The sequence below is a fragment of the Salinivibrio sp. IB574 genome, assembly GCF_001996205.1.
Classification (GTDB): Bacteria; Pseudomonadota; Gammaproteobacteria; order Enterobacterales; family Vibrionaceae; genus Salinivibrio; species Salinivibrio proteolyticus.
Map to the genome: position 1 here is coordinate 1 of NZ_MUFN01000025.1, position 19,667 is coordinate 19,667.

A 19,667-nucleotide genomic window follows, 5' to 3' on the forward strand; every position below is an offset into this window, starting at 1 on the left:
CTTCAAGGTGGCTACGCACGTACTCGGCATCCACTGTCACGCTTTGACCGGCGCGCTCGCTGGCTTCGTACGAGACGTCTTCCATCAAACGCTCCATCAGTGTATGCAGACGACGAGCACCGATGTTTTCGGTTTTCTCGTTCACGCGCCAAGCGGCAGAAGCGAGCTCATCGATACCACTTTCTTCAAACGCTAGATCAATCTCTTCGGTTTTCAGCAAGGCTGTATATTGCTGGGTGAGCGAGGCGTTTGGTTCAGTGAGGATACGCTTAAAGTCATGGGTTGATAGGGCTTCAAGCTCAACACGGATTGGCAGACGGCCTTGCAGCTCTGGGATCAGATCAGACGGACGTGACACTTGGAATGCGCCTGAGGCGATAAACAAGATATGATCAGTTTTGATCATGCCGTGTTTGGTCGAGACCGTACTGCCTTCCACTAACGGCAATAGATCACGTTGCACCCCTTCGCGCGATACGTCACCGCCGCTGGTGTTACCGGATTTACAAATCTTATCGATTTCATCAATAAAGACGATGCCATTGTTTTCCACCGCATGAATGGCTTGCTCTTTGATGTCATCATGATTGACCAGCTTGGCTGCTTCCTCTTCGGTCAACACCTTCATCGCGTCTTTGATTTTCATCTTGCGCTTTTTGGTGGTGTTGCCTGCCAAGTTTTGGAACATGCCTTGTAGCTGGTTGGTCATTTCTTCCATGCCGGGAGGCGACATAATCTCAACGCCCATTTGTGGAGCGGCAACGTCGACTTCTACTTCTTTATCGTCGAGTTTGCCTTCACGCAGCTTTTTGCGGAAGTTTTGACGGGTTGAAGAGTCTTCCTGACTGGCTTCATTTTGCCCCCAAGCGTCACGGGCTGGTGGCAGTAAGATATCGAGGATGCGCTCTTCCGCTTGCTCTTCAGCACGGAATTTCACTTTCTCCATCGCTTGCTGTTGGGTCATGTTCATCGCCACATCCGCGAGATCGCGAATAATGGTTTCCACCTCTTTACCCACATAACCGACTTCGGTGAACTTGGTCGCTTCGACTTTTATGAAAGGCGCATTGGCAAGGCGCGCCAGACGGCGAGCAATCTCGGTTTTACCCACACCCGTCGGGCCAATCATAAGGATGTTTTTCGGCGTGACTTCCGCACGCAGATCTTCTGGCAGCTGCATACGGCGCCAGCGGTTACGCAGTGCGATCGCCACCGCACGTTTGGCTTTATCTTGGCCGATAATATGGCGGTCAAGCTCATGCACAATTTCGCGTGGAGTCATTTCAGACATGACAAATCCTGTTATTTACTCTCGAGTTCTTCGATGGTGTGATGCTGGTTGGTGAACACACAAATATCACCAGCGATCGCGAGGGCTTTTTCGGCAATTTCTCGGGCGCCCAGCTCTGTATTTTCGAGCATGGCGACAGCGGCGGCTTGCGCAAAGTTGCCACCCGAGCCAATCGCAATGAGATCACGCTCAGGCTCGACCACATCGCCGTTACCAGTGATGATCAGTGACGCGGTTTCATCCGCCACCGCCAACAAGGCTTCGAGCCGGCGTAGGGCGCGATCGGTACGCCATTCTTTGGCGAGTTCAACCGCCGCTTTGGTGAGATGGCCTTGATGCAATTCGAGTTTGCGTTCAAAGCGCTCAAATAGGGTGAAGGCATCCGCCGTACCGCCAGCAAAACCAGCTAATACTTGGCCGTTATATAAACGGCGAACTTTGCGTGCATTGCCTTTCATGACAGTGTTACCAAGGGAGACTTGGCCATCGCCAGCAATGACCACTTTACCTTCGCGGCGAACGGAGACGATTGTAGTCACGGGAACCTCTTTGTTTGTTTCTGGTGCACCAGATGGGTGATTACCTTAAGAGTTTGGGCCGCGGACGAGGGTTTTCAAGGGGAGTGGTAATATTTCCTCGCGCTGTCTTGCCACCGATGCCTTACCGGTCCGACTAAAAAACGGACCGGTAGAGCAGGACAAACGGATTATTCCCAATACCAGATGGCGCAGGGTTCGATACCCGCACGACGTAGCATGTTGCGATCTCGCTCAGCCTGGCGTTTACGTGGGTAAGGGCCGAGCACCACACGGTACCAAGCGCCTTTTTCGCCTTGGCTGACTTTGATTTGGCTTTCAAGACCTTGAAAAGCAATCATCGCTTTACGCTCACTGGCTTGTTCGCGGCTGCGGTACGCGCCACATTGCATCAGGTAAGGACGGGTTGATTGAGGAATTTCTTTCGCTTCAACCTCCACCTTTTTGCTTTCCAGCTCTTCGATGTAGCTCCATTTTTCTTTGGGCTTTTCAGGCAAGGTGCTTTTCGGCTGCGGCTTCGCCGGCGCAGTGGGTTGCTGAGGTTGCGCTGGCGCCGGCGTATCGGTTTGGCTCAAAAGGTATAAGCCATAGCCAAACGCGCCCAAGAGCGCGATCGCAAGCAGTGCCCATTTTAGCGGGAAACCTTTACGAGCCGGTGGTTGGCGACGGGAGTTTTTTTTGCGTGGCGCTTTGCCACGTTTGACGTAATCACGAGTTGCCACAGCAAATAATCAAATCAAGAAGCCAGTAAAGCGCTCATGTTACTGGCTTCAACCCGTGCTGACTAGTCTTACTATCGAGACGGGGGCGCGACACTCTCACGGATCACCAATTTGGCATCCAGTAAGCGAGAGCCAGCGTTCACATCTCGTCCGCGTAAGATACTGAGTAACATCAGCATTGCTTGACGACCAATGTCATAGCGAGGCTGTGATACCGTGGTAAGCGGTGGATCACAGTACTCAGCGAATTGAATGTCATCAAAGCCGACAATAGAAATATCTTGCGGCACACGCATGCCCAAGCGTTTTGCCTGCTGCATGGCACCCACTGCCATCACATCACAATGACAGAATACGGCGGTAGGGGGTTCAGGCAGGGATAACAGGCTTGTCATGGCGCGAGCACCAGACGCAAAACTGAAATCCCCAGTCACACTGTAGGCGGGGTTAACCGTGATCCCAGCCCGGCGCAGTGCTTGCTGGTAGCCTTGGGTGCGGAACTGTGTCAGTGCCGTATGGGTTGCGCCAGTAATGTTGGCAATACGGGTATGCCCCACTTGGGTAAGGTAGTTGACTGCCTCGAACGCCGCGGTGAGGTTATCGATATGCACGGTGGGCAACTCAAGCTCTGGCGCATATTCACAGGCCATCACCAAAGGGGGAAGATTCTTTTGCTCTGGCTTGCTGACATCAAATGGGACATCCGTGCCCAAGAGCAGCATGCCGTCGGCTTGCTTGGTAAAGACTAAATTCACAAAGGAGTTTTCACGGTTTTGCTGCTGGGCGCTGTCGCCAAGCAAGACCAAGTAGCCGTGTTCCATCGCCGCTTCTTCGATACCGCGAATGATCTCACTAAAGTAGGGATCGCAGATATCCGGAATGATCGCGACAATGGTCTTAGACTCATTGCGGCGAAGATTGCGCGCGAGTGAATTGGGGGAGTAGCCAGCTTCAACCACGGCCTGTTCGACCTTCTTACGCGTGGATGCAGACACCTTTTCAGGGTTCATCAGTGCGCGCGAGACCGTGGCAGTAGATACACCGGCAATGTGGGCAACGTCCTTCATTGTCGCCATAATGACAGTCCTCTTGTTGTCTGGGTTAGTCAGATCAGTAAGTTATTCACTCCTCTGACCTGTCTAGGATGCGTCAATTTGCGAAGGTATTCTACCTAGGCTTGGCCCATATAAATACGAACAAGCTAACACTTATTGCAAAGAAACCGTGATCTACGTCGCTTTAATGCAAGGGAATGTTAAGAAAGGTCTTGCGGCTCAACATCTAATGACCATCTAACTTTGCGCGACAAGGGCAATTGTTGGATGACGGGCAAGGCAACGGTGAGCCATTGTTGCATCACTTTTCGTGACGGTGCCTGGATCAGCAGTTGCCAGCGATAACGCCCTGCGCGTCGCGCCATCGGCGCAGGCATCGGCCCCATAATGTGTACCTCATCATGTTGAATGGGTGAGGCGGCCAAGGTTTGTCGGACTTGCTGTAAAAATTGCTGCACGCTGTTGTCCTCATGCCCTTCGGCACGAAACAGGCTTAAGAAGGTATAAGGAGGCAGCCACGCTTGGCGACGTTCTGCCAATGCAGAGTCAGCAAACGCCTGATAACCCTTGTGGATCAGCGCTTGAATGAGATTGTGCTCAGGGTGGTGGGTTTGCAAAATCACCGTACCGGGTTTACTGGCGCGGCCAGCTCGCCCGGCAACTTGTACCATCAACTGCGCGAGACGCTCTGGGGCGCGGAAGTCATTACTGAACAAGGCGCCATCCACATCGACAAGCGCCACTAAGGTGACATTGGGAAAGTGATGACCTTTCGCAAGCATTTGGGTACCGAGTAGGATTTGATACTCACCTTTTTCGATGCCGGCGAGATAGCTCTCTAGGCTGCCTTTGCGTCGGGTATTGTCGCGATCGATACGGACCGTATTGTAGTCGGGAAACAGTTCGCCCAGCTGGGCTTCGAGTTGCTCGGTCCCCACGCCCACACTGATCAGCTGTGTCGAACCACAATCCCCACATTGGGGCGGCACGCGTTTTTGATGCCCGCAATGGTGGCAGCGTAACTCTTGATGCTGTTGGTGGAGGGTGTAGTAGGCATCACAGCGTTGACAACTGGCGAGCCAGCCACATTCGTGACACATCATTGCAGGCGCATAACCACGGCGGTTTAAAAACAACATCACCTGATTTCCCCGCTGAAGGTGCTGACGCATTTCGGCAATTAAGGGTGCCGATAAGCCCGCCTCAAGATGGTGGCCTTTGATGTCGAGCACCCCTTGGCGGGCGGTGACTGCATTGCCCGGACGTTGGGTCAAGCGTAAGTATTGGTATTTTCCCGTTTGTGCATTGTGCAGCGTTTCCAGCGACGGTGTCGCCGAACCGAGCACCACAGGTATCTTTTCCTCATGACCGCGCATTACCGCCAGATCGCGTGCATGGTAGCGAAAGCTGTCTTGCTGCTTATATGAGGGGTCGTGCTCTTCATCAATAATGATGATGCCAAGGTTCGCCATCGGGGTGAAAAGTGCTGAGCGAGTTCCAATCACAATTGCAGCGTGATTGTCGCGAGCCGCCAGCCACGCGTTCAGTCGCTCGGTATCATTAAGTCCCGAATGCATCACGGTAACTGGGACGTTAAAGCGACGTTCGAATCGGCGGATGGTTTGCGGGGTGAGACCAATTTCTGGCACCAAAATTAACGCCTGCTCGCCGCGGGATAATACCGGCTCTAAGACGTTTAAATACACTTCGGTTTTGCCTGAGCCAGTAATACCTTCTAAAAGTACACAGGCAAAGCCATCGCTGGCGTTGATGGTAGCAACGGCCATGGCTTGCTCATGATTCAGTGATGGCTTGTCTTCACTGATGGCAAAGTGCCGTGCCCAAGCTTTGCTTTCAAGCGGTGGGGTATAAGGCGCGATCCAACCCTTATCGACCAAGGCGTTAATCACAGCGGGGGTAATGTCTTGCTCCACGAGGTCGGCATGTGGGGCCGGGCCGTGGGTGAGCAGGGTTAACACACGCGCTTGCTTTGGCGCGCGGGTAAGCCCGGTTACCGGTTGATTCTGTCCGGCTTCGGTCAGTTGCCACCATTTTTGCTGCTTAAGCGCTGCGGGTCGACCTTTACGCAGCAGCGTTGGCATCACTGCGCCCATCGCATCGCCAAGTGGATGATGATAAAAGCGGCTTGCCCATTGCAAAAGGTGATAAACGGCGGGAGTCCAAAGTGGCGCGTCATCCAATACTTCAGTGATTGTCTTGACTTGATGGGCGGCAACACTGGGGCTGGTGGTGATGGCAGTAACAATACCGACCTTGTGCTGGCGACCAAAAGGCACCTTCACACGGGCTCCCACCACAGGGACGTGTTCGGTAATCCGGTAATCAAATGTTTTCGCCAGCGGGACCGGTAAGGCCACTTGTGCAAACTGTTCCATCACAACATCTTATCGGCTAACAAGATGCTCAGTGTAACGGCTTGACTCAGGGAGGCAAAGCCTTGTCGTGGGATACAAGTAAAAGGGAGATTGCACAAAAAAGTTGCGAAATCGAGGTCGCTTGATTAGAATTGCGCGCCTTAGAAAATGTTTGTTAACGACGTGTGGTGCCCGGCTTAGGATCGGGAGAGCGACACGGCCTTTAATATGAGGTTATCCCTATGAAAGCTGGTATCCATCCAGAGTACAAAGCTGTCAATGCTAAGTGTTCTTGCGGCAACGAATTCGCGTTCAACACCACTCTTGGTAAAGACATCAACCTAGACGTGTGTGACAAATGTCACCCATTCTACACTGGTAAGCAACGTATCGTTGACACCGGTGGCCGTGTTGACCGCTTTAAGAAGCGTTTCGGTGCCCTTAGCAGCAAAAAATAAGCCGCTAACAGCCGAATGCGAAAAAGGGGTGCGAAAGCGCCCCTTTTTTGATCCCGTCGTCACCTTTTTAACGTCGAGAGGTCGGAGGTTAACGTTCGGGACCGTTTTGGACTGGTGGACCTTTAGCCACTGCGTTAACATCTTCTATCTTGCTTGAATCTACCTTGTGGTTTGAGTATAGCGTTGCTGATATCAGCAGCCTTCCCAGCTGATATTGGTGCATCCCTTCACGATAATAACTAGGAACACTACATGTCGGACGATAAACGCCAGCAAGCGCTGGATTATCATGCATACCCTACTCCCGGAAAAATCTCTGTTGAATTGAGCAAGCCTGCTGACTCGGCGGCGGATCTGGCGTTGGCATACAGCCCAGGCGTTGCAGAGCCGGTCCGTGAAATCGCTCAGAACCCAGACGCTGTGTATCAATACACCGCAAAGGGCAACATGGTTGCGGTGATCTCAAACGGTACCGCCATTTTGGGATTGGGTAACTTAGGGCCAATGGCCTCAAAGCCCGTCATGGAAGGTAAAGCTTTATTGTTCAAGCGTTTTGCTGGCTTGGACTCGATCGACATTGAAGTCAAACACCGTACTATCGATGAATTCGTGGATACCGTCGCGAACATCGCGGATACCTTTGGCGGTATCAACCTAGAAGACATCAAAGCGCCGGATTGCTTTGAAATTGAAAAGCAGCTGATTGAACGTTGTGAAGTGCCTGTTTTTCACGATGATCAGCACGGTACCGCGATTGTTACCGCAGCGGGTATGCTGAATGCTCTTGAGCTGCAAGGCAAAGATATTGGTGAAGCCACCATTGTGTGCCTCGGTGCTGGTGCCGCGGCCGTTGCCTGTATGGAGCTATTGATCAAATGCGGCGCGCAACGCGAAAAAATCTACATGCTGGATCGAAAAGGCGTGATCCACACCCGTCGCGACGACATCAATAAGTACAAGCAATTGTTTGCTAACAATACCGACAAACGTACCCTCGAAGATGTGATTGAGGGCGCTGATTTGTTTGTGGGTGTGTCAGGGCCAGACTTACTCTCGCCAGAGGCATTAAAACTGATGGCCGATAAGCCGGTTGTTTTTGCCTGCTCGAACCCAGATCCTGAAATTAATCCAGAGGTCGCGCATCAAGTCCGTGATGATTTGATCATGGGGACAGGGCGCTCGGATTATCCAAACCAAGTCAACAACGTACTCTGCTTCCCGTTTATTTTCCGTGGCGCGTTGGATGTGCGTGCCAGTGAAATTAATGATGCAATGAAACTGGCGGCCGTCGAGGCGATCCGTGGTTTGGCGAAAGAGCCTGTCCCACAGTCGGTATTGGACGCGGCAGGTGTTGATGCGCTGCATTTTGGCCCAGACTACATTATTCCTAAGCCAATGGATGCACGCTTATTGCCACGCGTGGCTCGCGCGGTGGCACTTGCAGCGGTTGAAACTGGCGTCGCCCGTATCGAGATGCCAGACAACTATATGCTCGACAAGGCATAATGCGTGAGCGTTAGGAAAAACGTGCTCTCATAAAACCTGAAAAGGTTGTGCCGAGCACCTATGATGACAGAAAACCCGCCAATCGGCGGGTTTTTTTAGTATTCGCTATCGTCGAACTCGATACCTAATTCTTTCATGATCTGACGCGCTTCAGCAGGAATGCTGTCAGGCTTGTCTTTGCGAATATCGTCATCGGTTGGCAATGGCTGGCCGGTATAAGCATGCAAAAATGCTTCACACAGCAGCTCACTGTTGGTCGCGTGACGCAGGTTATTAACCTGACGGCGTGTCCGCTCGTCAGTGAGAATTTTTAAAACTTTAAGTGGGATAGAAACGGTGATTTTTTTCACCTGCTCCTTTTTCTTACCATGCTCGGCATACGGATTAATGTAATCGCCGTTCCACTGCGCCATGTCTCACCTATCTTGATTATTGAATACCCAGAATGATGCTGCGGAGATTCTAGCTATATTAACCGCCACATGCAAAGCTGTATAGACGTCTAGAAGTGTTGACGTCTCAAAAAGTGCAGGGTAAGGTGAGGATAACAACGCTGGCTCGCGCACCACATCGCAAGGATGAACCATGACCCGAAAAAAAACTGACACCATCGCTGTAAGAACTGGCATTGGCACCGACACGCAACATCATGCGGTGGTCCCCCCTTTATATCTCTCGACCAATTATCGCTTTCCTGCGTTTGGGGATGTGCCCACCTATGACTATGCACGCGGAGGGAATCCGACCCGCGCGCAGTTAGAGCAAGCATTGACTGATCTAGAAGGGGGCGCAGGTGCGGTGGTAACCAACTGTGGGATGGCCGCGATTAATTTGGTGTTATCGCTATTGAATGCGGGTGACAAAATTGTGGCCCCACATGACTGTTATGGTGGCACGTACCGGTTGCTTGAGTCCCGAGCCAAGCAGGGAATTTGGCAGGTTAAATTTGTCGTCCAATCCGATCCAGACGCCTTGGCGAGTGCCTTGGCAGAATCACCGACGTTGGTGCTGGTGGAAACCCCATCGAACCCCCTGCTGCGCGTGGTCGATATTGCCGATATTTGCCAACAAGCGCATCAAGTTGGTGCTTGGGTGGTGGTTGACAACACTTTTTTATCTCCCGCCTTACAGCAACCACTTGCGCTAGGGGCCGACATGGTGGTGCATTCGACCACCAAATTTATTAATGGGCATTCTGATATTGTCGGTGGCGCGGTCATTGCAGCAACCAGTGAACTTGCCGAAACCTTAGCGTGGTGGGGCAACTGTATAGGAGCCACGGGCAACGCGTTTGACAGTTATATGACATTGCGAGGGTTGCGTACCTTAGGCGCACGGGTTAAACAACACCAGCAAAACACGCAAGCGGTACTCGCCTATTTGCAAACGGTTCCTGCTGTGCGCCAACTCTATTATCCGGGACTCACGACCCATCCGGGTCACGAAATTGCTGCCCGTCAGCAATCAGGCTTTGGTAGTATGCTGAGCTTGGAATTGGATACCGACAGTGACGGGGTGGCGCGTTTTATCGCAGGCCTTTCGCTATTTGCTTTAGCAGAGTCGTTAGGCGGTGTAGAAAGCTTGGTCACACACCCAGGCTCCATGACACATCGGGCGATGAGTGATGCGGCGCAAGCGGAAGCGGGTATCGCACCGACCTTGCTGCGCTTTTCAATCGGATTGGAAGATGCGGATGATCTCATCGCTGATTTGGCCCACGCTTTTGCGGCATTGGCCGCGTAACCTGAACAACGTTACGGCGCTGTTCCTTGCTTTACCCTGATATTTGGTTAGACAAAGAGAGACCTTGTCATGCATGCGCAATCGACGGAGACGTCCCCTGAAGCACAACGACAACTTCATAAATTTGGCGGCAGCAGCTTAGCGTCGCCCGCCTGCTATCGTCGGGTTGTCGATGTATTGACCGCCCACGCGGGCCGCCAAGATTTGATTGTGGTCTCCGCGGCAGGCAAAACCACCAACCAATTAATTGCTTATCTGGCTCAGCTCAACAAAGACGGTCGCCTCGCCCATGAAACGCTACAGACCTTGCGTGGCTTTCAGCAAGATTTAATTGAAAATCTTATTGATGGGGAAGACAAGCAGCGCCTTGTCGATGCCTTGTATGCTGACATCGCCACGATTGCGACCTTGGGTGAGGGCTCGCTGACTGACGCAGATAAGGCGCGTATTCAAGGGTTTGGCGAGGTATGGTCGGCCCGCTTACTGGCGAGCTTGCTCAGCCAGCACCAGCAACCCGCTGTGATGTTGGACTCACGTCTGTGTCTACGTGCAGAGCGAGCAGCGCAGCCAGAAGTTGATCGGGGAGCGTCTTGGCCATTGCTGAACAACCAGTTATCCCAATATGCCCACACCCAAGTGGTGATCACGGGCTTTATGGCACAAAACCAAGCGGGAGAAACCGTGCTGCTTGGCCGCAATGGCTCCGACTACTCGGCAACCATTTTAGGTGCCTTGGCCGGGGTGAGTCGGGTGACGATTTGGAGTGACGTGGCTGGGGTGTACAGTGCCGACCCGCGTCATGTCGATAATGCCTGTTTGTTACCTTTGATTCGATTGGATGAGGCGGCTGAGCTGGCACGTCTTGCTGCCCCTGTGCTCCATAGCCGCACCTTACAGCCGGTGGCGCAAAGTGCCACCGATCTTACCTTACGCTGTACGCATGCACCTGACAGTGGCTCAACCCGTATCGAACGTGTGCTCGCCTCTGGGCGTGGCGCAAAGATTATTACGGCGCTAGATGATGTCTGTCTGTTGCAGTTTGATGTCGCACGCGGCCTCGACTTTCAGGCGTTTAAGCAGGAGCTAAGCCGCACCCTGACTCAGCTCAAGCTGCAACCTCTGGCTGTCGATTACCGTGATGACCAGCATCGCATTCAATTGGCATTCAGTGCAGAAGTGATCGATACCGTGATGGCACAGATTCAGGATGCGGGTCTGTCTGCGGAATTGCGTTTGCGTGAGGGCTTTAGCATGGTGGCGGCAGTGGGGGCCGGTGTCGTCAATAACCCCGTCCATTGCCACGGCTTTTACCAACAGCTGAAAGCACACCCTGTCGAGTTTATGAGTGAGTCGGCGTCTGGGCTTAGCTTGGTTGCGATTTTGCGTCAAATGCAGACCCAAGCCTTGGTGGCGGGGATGCACGATGCGCTGTTTCAGGCTCAGCGCCGCATCGGTTTGGTGTTGGTGGGAAAAGGTAACATTGGTACCCGCTGGCTCAGCCTCTTTGCCGAGCAAAAAACAGCGTTGGAGAAGCGCCATGGTAAAGGGGTCTCATTGATCTCTGTGGTGGATAGTCGCAACCAATGGTTGGATTTTGCCGGTATCGATCCTAGCCGTGTATTAGACGGATTCGATGACAAAAGCGAGCCGTATTTTGATGACGAATGGCTTACCCGCCTGCTCAATCATCCCTATGACGATGTGATTGTGCTGGACGTCACTGCCAGTGCATCACTCGCATACTTGTATCCGCGCCTTGCCGAACATGGCTTTCATTTGATCTCGGCGAATAAAGAAGCGGGGGCGGCACCGGCAGAGCAATATCATGCTATTCAGCAGGCCTTTGCCAAAACTGGACGGCATTGGCTCTACAACGCGACCGTCGGGGCGGGATTACCCATTAACTACGCGGTACAAGATTTACAGGAAAGTGGCGATCAGATCCTAGCCTTATCTGGCATTTTCTCCGGCACACTCTCGTGGCTATTTTTACAATTTAGCGGCGAGGTTCCGTTTAGTGTGTTGCTTGAGCAGGCTTGGCAGCAAGGGTTAACCGAGCCTGATCCGCGTGAAGATCTCTCCGGCGCGGATGTGGTGCGCAAGCTGGTGATATTAGCGCGTGAGGCCGGTATGGCGTTAGAGCCGGAACAAGTGAAAGTGGAGTCGTTAGTGCCAGAGGCGCTGCAAGCGCTTTCTTTGGACGGTTTTTTAGATAATGCCAGCCAAATGGATGAGGTGCTGCATGAACGCTTAATGAAAGCACAACGCGACCGCTCGGTGCTACGTTATGTGGCACGTTTAGACGGCCAAGGTAAAGCGCAAGTCAGCTTAGAACCCCTGCCGATTGAGCACCCGCTGGCGCATCTACTGCCGTGTGACAATGTCTTTGCGATTGAGAGCCAATGGTATCGCGAAAATCCATTAGTCATTCGTGGTCCCGGCGCGGGGCGTGATGTCACCGCAGGCGCGATTCAATCCGATCTTAACCGTTTGATTGGACGTCTCCACTAGCTAGCGCATTTGTATTCCACGTTGACTAGGCTGCTCAATGATACGTTGAGCAGCCTTTTTTCTGCCACGCATCGACGGCTTTTCCACCATACTGATCCCGACGGCCTGATTCATAACGTTATGAGTTTTTTTCATTAATGTATCGTTGACATTCTCGCCGGATAACGCCAATCTTTAGACATATGGACGTCTAAACGTATAAACCAAAACGCACATCATCGCACACACCATATTGGTTGCAGGGAGAGGGTATGAGCTACACGCACGCTGGCCACATTGATGCACTGAATCAGAACATTGCTGACCTAAATGGCGACATTAACGTCTCATTTGAGTTTTTTCCGCCGAGTACCCCAACCATGGAGGAGACACTTTGGAACTCCGTGCATCGCTTAAAAGCGCTCAAACCTAAATTTATGTCAGTGACCTACGGCGCCAATTCAGGCGAGCGCGATCGCACCCACGACATTGTGAAAAGTATTCATGAACAAACGGGTATCGCCGCGGCGCCACATTTGACCTGCATTGACGCCAGTGAAGACGAGCTGCGTCATATTGCCCGCGACTATTGGCAAAACGGCATTCGCGACATTGTGGCGCTACGCGGGGATTTACCCTCGCCAGAGAAAAAGCCCGATATGTATGCGGTTGATTTGGTGCGCTTGCTCAAAGAAGAGCATGATTTTGATATTTCGGTCGCCGCTTATCCCGAAGTGCACCCAGAAGCGAAAAGCGCCCAAGCGGATTTAATTAACCTCAAGCGCAAAGTGGACGCGGGAGCCAGCCGGGCGATTACCCAGTTTTTCTTCGATGTCGAAAGCTATTTGCGCTTTCGTGATCGTTGTGTGGCGACGGGCATTGATGTCGAAATTGTGCCGGGTATTTTGCCGGTCTCCAACTTTAAGCAGGCGTCGCGCTTTGCCAAGATGACCAATGTGCGCGTGCCGCAATGGATGCACAAACAATATCAAGGTCTAGAGGATGATCCTGTTACGCGTCAGATGGTTGGGGCCTCGATTGCGATCGACATGGTGCGTGTCCTCAGTCGGGAAGGGGTGAAAGATTTCCATTTCTACACCTTGAATCGTGCCGAGCTCACCTATGCCTTATGTCATACCTTGGGCGTGCGTCCGCTTGCCGCTGTCTCATAAAAAAACGCCCACAATGGGGCGTTTTGAGGTTGCGTGTTGTGTGGTGTGCAATTTATGCCGAGCAAGGTTCGTGAGGCGCTAGCATAGTCAATTCGTCGCGTACCTCCTGTGCCCAAGCCAGCCAAGCGCGGCGTTGATGAATGGTACGACGCAAGGCTAAACGCAGCAGGCGCTGCTGATTGGTAAGCGGGCTGGCTTGACCAAATTCGCGTTGCTCAATCATGGCGTAATGGTTGAGGAGTTGCTGCGATTCGGCAATTAACTGATTAACATGACCTAGCATGGGGGATGGGTCGAGCACCTCACAGCTCAACAGACGTGCGACATACTCATCCCGTTCGGGGGCAAGTTTTGGCTCACTGAGTAGCCAAGTTTGCAACATGTCAGTGCCGATTGGCGTAATGGCATAGACCTTGCGATCGGGCTTACCCATCTGTGGCTCCAAGCGGCAGCTCACCGCCCCTTTTTCTGCGAGCTTGGTAAGCTCGCGATACACTTGCTGATGGCTGGCTTTCCATACATAGCTAATGCTAGTGGAAAACGCCTTGGTAATATCGTAACCCGTGGCCTCGCAGTTGCTTAGCACCGTCAGTATTACATGGGGTAGTGACATCTCTTCTATCCACAATTAGTCGTACAACAATAGGTCGCCCGGAATGCGATAACCTTCTTTGGGTTATTTCGCCAAACTCAAGGCCTGCTCAAGGTCGGCAATGATGTCATCAATATGCTCAATGCCGACACAAAGACGGATCATTTCTGGTGTGACGCCGGCCGCGGCCTGCTCCTGCTCGTTTAACTGACGATGAGTGGTCGAAGCAGGATGACACGCGAGCGACTTGGCATCGCCAATGTTCACCAGACGTTTAAATAAATTCAGTGCATCGTAAAAGCGCACACCCTCATCAAAGCCACCTTTCAAGCCAAACGACAACAGTGACGCGGGCAATCCACCACGGATCAGCGTTTGGGCGCGCGAATAATGCGGATGCGTTTCAAGGCCGGCATAGTTCACCCACGCCACGGCAGGGTGATTGGCTAGGTAATCGGCCACGGCTTTGGCGTTCTCGCAATGGCGCTCCATACGCAGGCTCAAGGTTTCTAACCCTTGCATCAACATAAAAGCGTTCATCGGCGAGAGTGCCGCGCCACTGTTACGTAGCGGCACCGTACGTGCGCGGGCAATAAATGCGGCTGGGCCAAATGTCTCACTATAAACCACGCCGTGATAGGCAGGCTCCGGTTGTGAGAATTGCGGGAATCGGGCTTGATGTGCTACCCAGTCAAAGGTGCCGCCATCGACAATCATACCGCCAAGGGTGGTGCCATGACCGCCAATGTACTTGGTGAGTGAGTGCACCACGATATCGGCCCCATGCTCAATCGGTTTACACAAAACCGGTGTGGCCACGGTATTGTCGACCACCAACGGAACCCCATGCGCATGGGCAACCTTGGCTAAGCCTTCAATGTCGGCGATATTGCCGGCCGGGTTGCCAATCGACTCGCAATAGACCGCTTTGGTGTTGTCATCAATCAGCGCCTCAATCGCACTGGCGTCGTCACTCGCGGCAAAACGCACCTCGATGCCTTGCTCGGGGAGCATGTGGGCAAACAAGGTATAGGTGCCACCGTAAAGCTGTGGTGTGGCGACGATGTTATCACCGGCTTTGGCGAGGGTTTGAATCGCATAGGTGATGGCCGCCGCACCGGCACTGACACACAGTCCCGCAATACCGCCTTCTAATGCCGCCACCCGTTGCTCCAACACGTCGTTGGTCGGGTTCATTATCCGTGAGTAGATATTGCCCGGCACATCAAGATTAAACAGGTCAGCACCATGTTGCGCATTGTCAAACTCGTAAGCGACGGTTTGATAGATGGGCGTTGCCACCGATTTGGTGGTGGGGTCGGTCTGGTAGCCGTGATGAATCGAGAGGGTTTCGTCTTTCATGGCAATTCCTTTGCGTTGTTGGGTCGCGTCAGTGCGGCCTTCAATAGTAATAATATTATCAATGCAACAGCAAGCATTAGCTGTGGCTTTGCATAAAAAAGTCTATGGTCAGTCTTTCCTCTGCGTCGTCTTTGTGCAAAAACAAAAAAGCCGCACCCTAGGGTACGGCTCTACTATCAAGGATTAACCGGTATTGCGCAGCCCCGCGGCAATTCCCGCAATGGAAATCATCAAGGCATCGTCGAGTGACTGATCGCCTTGTTCCGATTGCCGTGTACGGTATAAAAGCTCGGCTTGCAGCATATTGAGCGGCTCGACATAAATATTACGTAAGCGAATCGCTTCAGCGCCCCACGGGTTTTGCTCCATCAGGTTATCGCTATTTTCTACTGCCAGCACAACCTGAATATCTTGGCGTAATTGCTCACGTAAGGATTCACCTAGCGGCCAGAGGCTTTCATCGACCAAGCGCTGATCATAGTACTTGGCAATGTCTAGGTTGGTTTTGGTAAACACCATTTCCAGCATGCCGAGACGGGTAGAGAAAAACGGCCATTCGCGACACATTTCTTCCAGTTGAGCTTTATGGCCTTTTGCAATAGCGTGATCGATAGCCTGTCCCGCCCCCAGCCAAGCCGGCAGCAATAAACGGTTTTGACTCCAGGCGAAAATCCAAGGAATCGCGCGCAAGCTTTCCACACCACCGTTGGGGTTGCGTTTGGACGGGCGTGACCCCAGCGGCAGTTTGCCTAATTCAAGCTCCGGGGTGGTGGAGCGGAAGTAAGGGACAAACTGCTCATGGCCACGCACCACATCACGGTAGGCTTGGCAGGAGATGTCACTTAAGGTATCCATCAGCTGACGCCATTCCTGCTTAGGCTCCGGCGGTGGCAGCAAGTTCGCTTCCAAAATGGCGCTGGTGTACAGGTTTAAGCTGTTGACGGCGACGTCAGGCAGACCCAATTTAAAGCGGATCATCTCGCCTTGTTCGGTCACCCGCAAACCGCCTTTTAAGCTGCGCGGAGGTTGTGAGAGCAAAGCTGCATGCGCGGGTGCACCACCGCGACCTACGGTGCCGCCACGACCGTGGAAAAGGGTGAGATTAACCCCTTGCTCATCACATAAATTGACCAGTGCTTCCATGGCGCGATATTGCGCCCAACCGGCGGCCATCACCCCAGCGTCTTTGGCCGAATCCGAGTAACCGATCATCACCATTTGGAAGTTCTGGGTAAAGCCTCGATACCAATCAATGGCCAGTAGCTCACCAATCACTGCTTCGGCATTGTTCAAATCGTCCAAGGTTTCGAATAGCGGACACACGTCCATGCGGAATGGACAACCGGCCTCTTGCAGCAATAGGTGGACAGCCAGCACGTCGGAAGCGGTGCGAGCCATCGAAATGACATAGGCGCCCAAGGATTCACGCGGCTGCTCGGCAATCACTCGGCAAGTGTCGATCACTTCTTGTACCTCAGGCGAGGGTGACCAATCACGTGGCAACAACGGACGCTTAGACGCCAGCTCGCGAGTCAGGAAGGCTTGCTTGTCTTGCTCGCTCCATTGGGCGTAATCGCCCATCCCCAAATAACGGGTTACTTCTGAGAGCACATCGGCATGGCGGGTACTTTCTTGGCGAATATCGAGCTTGATCAGGTGCACGCCAAAGCATTGCACGCAGCGAAGTAGGTCAAGCAACTTGCCGTCAGCAATAATGCCCATGCCACATTGATGGAGCGATTGGTAACACGCCAGTAAAGGCTGCCACAATTGCTGGGTGTCGGTCAGGATCCCTTGTGAGGAGGCGCGTTCGCCTTTCAGTTTGGCGTCCAAATAGCTCAAAGTGTGGGTTAGCTGACTGCGCAAGGTTTTGAGGATGGCGCGATACGGTTCGTGTGCCTCGCCGGCCATCTCACGCACAGTGTCATCACACTGGGTCATCGACAGCTCACTGATCAAATCTTGCACATCGCGCAAATACAAATCCGCTGCTTTCCAGCGTGATAACAGCATCACTTCGCGGGTAACGTCGCTGGTAACATAGGGGTTACCGTCGCGGTCGCCGCCCATCCACGAGGAAATTTGTACCGGTTTGGCATCAATGGGCAAGTTAATGTCGAGGTGGCTTTCAAGCTGCTGATCAAATTGGCGTAAAAACGCGGGCACTGCTTGCCACAGTGAATTTTCAATCACCGCAAAGCCCCACTTGGCTTCGTCAAGCGGGGTTGGTCGCTCTTGGCGAATCACGTCGGTGTGCCATGCTTGTGCAATCAACTGCTCAAGACGTTTCTCCGTTTTGGCACGCTCTGCCGCCCCCAAATGTTCACTGAGCTCTAACTTCGATAAGCACTTATTAATCTGCACCAGGTTATGAATGGTGGTACGGCGTGCGATTTCGGTTGGGTGAGCGGTCAGGACTAACTCAATTTTTAAATCGGCGATCGCTTGTTGCGCGTCATTGGCATTAATCTCACCTTGGCTGACACGGCGGAGTAAATCGTCGATAGCATCCGGGCTGCACTCCAGCGCGTCGCATTGACGCGAGACGGTGTGATATTGCTCGGCGATATTAGTCAGATTCAAAAATTGGCTAAAGGCGCGGGCGACCGGAAGCAGTTGGTCAGCCGGCAAGTTTTGCAGCACGGTTTTCAGCTTAGCATGATCATCCTGATTGCCAGCGGCAGCCGATTTTGAGAGCTGACGAATTTCCTCAACTTTTTCTAAGAGTGCTGGACCATGGGCATCTTGGATGGTGTTACCCAGCAGACGGCCAAGCATACTGACATTGCTTTTTAAGGCAGAGTACTTTTCGTTCATAGCGTATCCATTCTGTAACAAAGTTACATCCTACTGTGACTGTAAAGAACCAATCTAGCGAATATTGCGCGATCGGGTCAACTTAACCGCAAATTAGCGCGAAAACTGGCCGCCGGATTTGATGCTTATCATAGAGCTACCCCAAAAGCTGAAAAAAAGTTTCAGCTTTCAGGTTTGCCATCCTCCCGAGGGCTTCTCCGCGCCCGCTGTATCGCGACTTTCTCGTGAATGGCAGTAGTGTTATTTGCATGGTTAGATGGAATTATTGCTCTAATATGAATGAATAGACATTAAAAGTGATTTTTTACGCTTTTTGGGGTTGACGGCCAAACGGGAATGCGATAAAAAATAACCATTCACTATTTATGAATAAAAATATTTTTTGAGAGTTGACCATGATGCCACTCGCAGACAAACACAACGCCCTTTCTGCTCGACGACGCTAGCCTGCTTTGCGTGGCTATCGGCTACGCCCTCGATACTCTGCTGCCCCGCAGCACGCCTTAAACACCTATAAAGAGAGACACCCATGACACTTAACACCATTATTGTCGGTGCCAGTGGCTACACAGGAGCCGAGCTTGTCGCCCTTGTCCATCGCCATCCGCAATTGCACTTGGCTGGTTTATATGTCTCGGCAGGCAGTGAAGACGCTAATCGTCCTGTGAGCGCGTTGCACGGTCAACTGCGTGGCGTGGTGGATATGCCACTGATGCCGCTGTCCTCGCCACAGGATGTCGCTAAGCAAGCTGATGTGGTGTTTTTAGCCACTGCGCACGCGGTCAGTCATGAATTGGCGCCGATTTTCCTTGCCCAGGGTTGCGTGGTGTTTGATTTATCGGGGGCGTATCGGGTCAATCAAGCCGATTTTTATCCTACCAATTACGGCTTTTCGCATCAGTCACCGACATGGCTTGAGCAAGCCGTGTATGGCTTGGCGGAGTGGCAACAGGAAGCATTATCGGCAGCGCAGCTGGTCGCCGTGCCGGGATGTTACCCCACCGCCAGTCAGTTAGCGCTCAAACCCGTGCTGGATGCAGGCTTGTTGGATAAACAAATGTGGCCGGTGATCAATGCCACCAGCGGCGTGACGGGCGCGGGGCGCAAAGCGAGCCTGACCAACAGTTTTTGCGAAGTGAGCTTGCATGCCTACGGGGTGTTTTCTCATCGTCATCAGCCAGAGATTGCCGCACACCTTGATACGCCGGTGATTTTCACCCCGCACCTTGGCAGCTACAAACGCGGCATTCTTGCCACCATTACCGCCAAATTAGCGCTAGGTGTTAGTGAGGCGGAGGTGAGGCAGGCACTGACCCAGGCTTACCAAGATGCGCCGCTGGTACGGGTGCTCCCAGCCGGCGAGGTGGCCAAGCTACAAGCGGTGCAATACACCGGCTTTTGCGACATAGGCTATCAGGCCGCGCATGGGCATCTGATCCTCACCAGTGCGATTGATAACTTACTGAAAGGCGCGGCCAGCCAAGCCGTGCAGTGTTTAAACCTTAAGTTTGGCTTTGCCGAAACCACAGCGATTGTCTAGGAGAAACG

At 52.7% G+C, this 19,667-nt stretch carries 15 protein-coding genes; 6 read left to right on the top strand and 9 right to left on the bottom strand.

What is annotated here, in order from left to right; translation table 11 throughout:
• The 5 genes from hslU to priA form a co-directional block, all read right to left on the bottom strand.
• The coding region (gene hslU, locus BZJ17_RS12545) for an HslU--HslV peptidase ATPase subunit (protein WP_077640950.1) at positions 1 to 1,291 on the bottom strand (1,291 nt) is incomplete at its 3' end.
• An 11-nt stretch (positions 1,292 to 1,302) separates the two neighbouring features.
• Entirely contained in the window at positions 1,303 to 1,830 is a 528-nt protein-coding gene (hslV, locus tag BZJ17_RS12550) for an ATP-dependent protease subunit HslV (protein ID WP_069590834.1), read from the bottom strand.
• 167 nt (positions 1,831 to 1,997) lie between these two features.
• The gene (locus tag BZJ17_RS12555) at positions 1,998 to 2,549 is read right to left on the bottom strand and encodes an SPOR domain-containing protein (RefSeq protein ID WP_077640951.1); all 552 of its coding nucleotides are present in this window, start codon (positions 2,547 to 2,549) and stop codon (positions 1,998 to 2,000) included.
• Positions 2,550 to 2,620: 71 nt separating this feature from the next.
• A complete protein-coding gene (gene cytR, locus BZJ17_RS12560; protein WP_256388328.1) occupies positions 2,621 to 3,658 on the bottom strand; it encodes a DNA-binding transcriptional regulator CytR in 1,038 nt (345 codons plus the stop codon).
• Between the two features lie 146 nt (positions 3,659 to 3,804).
• Positions 3,805 to 6,003, bottom strand: coding sequence for a primosomal protein N' (priA, locus tag BZJ17_RS12565; protein ID WP_077640952.1), 2,199 nt, complete (start codon positions 6,001 to 6,003; stop codon positions 3,805 to 3,807).
• A 218-nt stretch (positions 6,004 to 6,221) separates the two neighbouring features.
• Between priA and rpmE the strand changes: the two genes are divergently transcribed.
• A complete protein-coding gene (gene rpmE, locus BZJ17_RS12570; RefSeq protein WP_077640953.1) occupies positions 6,222 to 6,437 on the top strand; it encodes a 50S ribosomal protein L31 in 216 nt (71 codons plus the stop codon).
• A gap of 252 nt (positions 6,438 to 6,689) precedes the next feature.
• Positions 6,690 to 7,943: a malic enzyme-like NAD(P)-binding protein gene (locus BZJ17_RS12575; protein ID WP_077640954.1), complete on the top strand. Its 1,254-nt coding sequence runs from the start codon at positions 6,690 to 6,692 to the stop codon at positions 7,941 to 7,943.
• Positions 7,944 to 8,038: 95 nt separating this feature from the next.
• Here the strand turns inward: BZJ17_RS12575 and metJ are convergent, their stop codons facing one another.
• Complete coding sequence (gene metJ, locus BZJ17_RS12580; RefSeq protein ID WP_069589843.1) at positions 8,039 to 8,356, bottom strand: met regulon transcriptional regulator MetJ; 318 nt, start codon at positions 8,354 to 8,356, stop codon at positions 8,039 to 8,041.
• 172 nt (positions 8,357 to 8,528) lie between these two features.
• Between metJ and metB the strand changes: the two genes are divergently transcribed.
• The 3 genes from metB (at position 8,529) to metF (ending at position 13,348) form a co-directional block, all read left to right on the top strand.
• A complete protein-coding gene (gene metB / locus BZJ17_RS12585; RefSeq protein WP_077640955.1) occupies positions 8,529 to 9,686 on the top strand; it encodes a cystathionine gamma-synthase in 1,158 nt (385 codons plus the stop codon).
• Positions 9,687 to 9,755: 69 nt separating this feature from the next.
• Positions 9,756 to 12,197, top strand: a complete 2,442-nt coding sequence (locus BZJ17_RS12590; RefSeq protein WP_077640956.1) for a bifunctional aspartate kinase/homoserine dehydrogenase II — start codon at positions 9,756 to 9,758, stop codon at positions 12,195 to 12,197.
• A 251-nt stretch (positions 12,198 to 12,448) separates the two neighbouring features.
• Positions 12,449 to 13,348: a methylenetetrahydrofolate reductase gene (gene metF, locus BZJ17_RS12595; RefSeq protein ID WP_069589847.1), complete on the top strand. Its 900-nt coding sequence runs from the start codon at positions 12,449 to 12,451 to the stop codon at positions 13,346 to 13,348.
• 52 nt (positions 13,349 to 13,400) lie between these two features.
• Here metF and BZJ17_RS12600 read toward each other — a convergent pair whose 3' ends face one another.
• The 3 genes from BZJ17_RS12600 to ppc form a co-directional block, all read right to left on the bottom strand.
• Positions 13,401 to 13,961 carry a PadR family transcriptional regulator gene (locus tag BZJ17_RS12600; protein WP_077640957.1) on the bottom strand — a complete coding sequence of 187 codons (561 nt, stop codon included), beginning with the start codon at positions 13,959 to 13,961 and terminating at the stop codon, positions 13,401 to 13,403.
• Positions 13,962 to 14,024: 63 nt separating this feature from the next.
• On the bottom strand, positions 14,025 to 15,302 hold the full coding sequence (locus BZJ17_RS12605; protein WP_077640958.1) for an O-acetylhomoserine aminocarboxypropyltransferase/cysteine synthase: 1,278 nt from the start codon (positions 15,300 to 15,302) through the stop codon (positions 14,025 to 14,027).
• A gap of 183 nt (positions 15,303 to 15,485) precedes the next feature.
• Entirely contained in the window at positions 15,486 to 18,119 is a 2,634-nt protein-coding gene (gene ppc / locus BZJ17_RS12610; protein ID WP_077640959.1) for a phosphoenolpyruvate carboxylase, read from the bottom strand.
• A gap of 529 nt (positions 18,120 to 18,648) precedes the next feature.
• On the opposite strand from ppc, the gene argC reads away from it, so the two are divergent.
• Positions 18,649 to 19,659 carry an N-acetyl-gamma-glutamyl-phosphate reductase gene (gene argC, locus BZJ17_RS12615; RefSeq protein ID WP_077640960.1) on the top strand — a complete coding sequence of 337 codons (1,011 nt, stop codon included), beginning with the start codon at positions 18,649 to 18,651 and terminating at the stop codon, positions 19,657 to 19,659.
• Positions 19,660 to 19,667: the final 8 nt, after the last annotated feature.